The 3,074-nt window shown below is 57.5% G+C and carries 1 rRNA gene; it reads right to left on the reverse strand.

What is annotated here, in order from left to right:
- Positions 1–22: 22 nt before the first annotated feature.
- Positions 23–3,074, reverse strand: a 23S ribosomal RNA gene (locus tag MKW14_RS40550); the annotation flags it as partial.

The raw sequence follows: 3,074 nt of genomic DNA on the forward strand, positions 1-3,074 counted from the left end.
AACACAGTGGACGCGAGCAACTGAGGACAAGCCCTCGGCCTATTAGTACCGGTCACCTCCACACCTTGCGGTGCTTCCAGATCCGGCCTATCAACCCAGTCGTCTACTGGGAGCCTTACCCCATCAAGTGGGTGGGAGTCCTCATCTCGAAGCAGGCTTCCCGCTTAGATGCTTTCAGCGGTTATCCCTCCCGAACGTAGCCAACCAGCCATGCCCTTGGCAGAACAACTGGCACACCAGAGGTTCGTCCGTCCCGGTCCTCTCGTACTAGGGACAGCCCTTCTCAAGACTCCTACGCGCACAGCGGATAGGGACCGAACTGTCTCACGACGTTCTAAACCCAGCTCGCGTACCGCTTTAATGGGCGAACAGCCCAACCCTTGGGACCGACTCCAGCCCCAGGATGCGACGAGCCGACATCGAGGTGCCAAACCATCCCGTCGATATGGACTCTTGGGGAAGATCAGCCTGTTATCCCCGGGGTACCTTTTATCCGTTGAGCGACGGCGCTTCCACAAGCCACCGCCGGATCACTAGTCCCGACTTTCGTCCCTGCTCGACCCGTCGGTCTCACAGTCAAGCTCCCTTGTGCACTTACACTCAACACCTGATTGCCAACCAGGCTGAGGGAACCTTTGGGCGCCTCCGTTACCCTTTAGGAGGCAACCGCCCCAGTTAAACTACCCATCAGACACTGTCCCTGATCCGGATCACGGACCCAGGTTAGACATCCAGCACGACCAGACTGGTATTTCAACGACGACTCCCACCATACTGGCGTATGGCTTTCACAGTCTCCCAGCTATCCTACACAAGCCGAACCGAACACCAATATCAAACTGTAGTAAAGGTCCCGGGGTCTTTCCGTCCTGCTGCGCGAAACGAGCATCTTTACTCGTAGTGCAATTTCACCGGGCCTATGGTTGAGACAGTCGAGAAGTCGTTACGCCATTCGTGCAGGTCGGAACTTACCCGACAAGGAATTTCGCTACCTTAGGATGGTTATAGTTACCACCGCCGTTTACTGGCGCTTAAGTTCTCAGCTTCGCCACCCCGAAGAGTGACTAACCGGTCCCCTTAACGTTCCAGCACCGGGCAGGCGTCAGTCCGTATACATCGCCTTACGGCTTCGCACGGACCTGTGTTTTTAGTAAACAGTCGCTTCTCGCTGGTCTCTGCGGCCACCCCCAGCTCAAGGAGCAAGTCCTCTCACCAGGCGTGGCCCCCCTTCTCCCGAAGTTACGGGGGCATTTTGCCGAGTTCCTTAACCATAGTTCACCCGAACGCCTCGGTATTCTCTACCAGACCACCTGAGTCGGTTTAGGGTACGGGCCGCCATGAAACTCGCTAGAGGCTTTTCTCGACAGCATAGGATCATCCACTTCACCACAATCGGCTCGGCATCAGGTCTCAGCCACAAGGTGTGCGGATTTGCCTACACACCGGCCTACACCCTTACCCCGGGACAACCACCGCCCGGGATGGACTACCTTCCTGCGTCACCCCATCACTCACCTACTACCAGCTCGGGCCACCGGCTCCACCACTCCGACCTCGTCCGAAGACTCAGCCGGCGGCTTCACGGGCTTAGCATCACTGGATTCGATGTTTGACGCTTCACAGCGGGTACCGGAATATCAACCGGTTATCCATCGACTACGCCTGTCGGCCTCGCCTTAGGTCCCGACTTACCCTGGGCAGATCAGCTTGACCCAGGAACCCTTAGTCAATCGGCGCACACGTTTCCCACGTGTGAATCGCTACTCATGCCTGCATTCTCACTCGTCAACCGTCCACAACTCGCTTACGCGGCTGCTTCACCCGGCAGACGACGCTCCCCTACCCATCACAGCGGGCGTTGGCCCTCATGCTGCAATGACACGACTTCGGCGGTACGCTTGAGCCCCGCTACATTGTCGGCGCGGAATCACTAGACCAGTGAGCTATTACGCACTCTTTCAAGGGTGGCTGCTTCTAAGCCAACCTCCTGGTTGTCTCTGCGACTCCACATCCTTTCCCACTTAGCGTACGCTTAGGGGCCTTAGTCGATGCTCTGGGCTGTTTCCCTCTCGACCATGGAGCTTATCCCCCACAGTCTCACTGCCGCGCTCTCACTTACCGGCATTCGGAGTTTGGCTAAGGTCAGTAACCCGGTAGGGCCCATCGCCTATCCAGTGCTCTACCTCCGGCAAGAAACACACGACGCTGCACCTAAATGCATTTCGGGGAGAACCAGCTATCACGGAGTTTGATTGGCCTTTCACCCCTAACCACAGGTCATCCCCCAGGTTTTCAACCCTGGTGGGTTCGGTCCTCCACGACCTCTTACAGCCGCTTCAACCTGCCCATGGCTAGATCACTCCGCTTCGGGTCTTGAGCATGCTACTAAAACGCCCTCTTCGGACTCGCTTTCGCTACGGCTACCCCACCCGGGTTAACCTCGCAACACACCGCAAACTCGCAGGCTCATTCTTCAAAAGGCACGCAGTCACGAGAAGCACCGAAGTGCTTCCGACGCTCCCACGGCTTGTAGGCACACGGTTTCAGGTACTATTTCACTCCCCTCCCGGGGTACTTTTCACCATTCCCTCACGGTACTATCCGCTATCGGTCACCAGGGAATATTTAGGCTTAGCGGGTGGTCCCGCCAGATTCACACGGGATTTCTCGGGCCCCGTGCTACTTGGGTGTCTCTCCAACGAGCCGCTGACGTTTCGACTACGGGGGTCTTACCCTCTACGCCGGACCTTTCGCATGTCCTTCGCCTACATCAACGGTTTCTGACTCGTCCTGCCGCCGGCAGACGACAGAAGAGAGATCCCACAACCCCCACGACGCAACCCCTGCCGGGTCTCACACGTCGTAGGTTTGGCCTCATCCGGTTTCGCTCGCCACTACTCCCGGAATCACGGTTGTTTTCTCTTCCTGCGGGTACTGAGATGTTTCACTTCCCCGCGTTCCCTCCACACTGCCTATGTGTTCAGCAGTGGGTGACAGCCCATGACGACTGCCGGGTTTCCCCATTCGGACACCCCCGGATCAAAGCCTGGTTGACGACTCCCCGGGGCCTATCG

Source organism: Streptomyces gilvus, from assembly GCF_022513565.1.
Classification (GTDB): Bacteria; Actinomycetota; Actinomycetes; order Streptomycetales; family Streptomycetaceae; genus Streptomyces; species Streptomyces gilvus.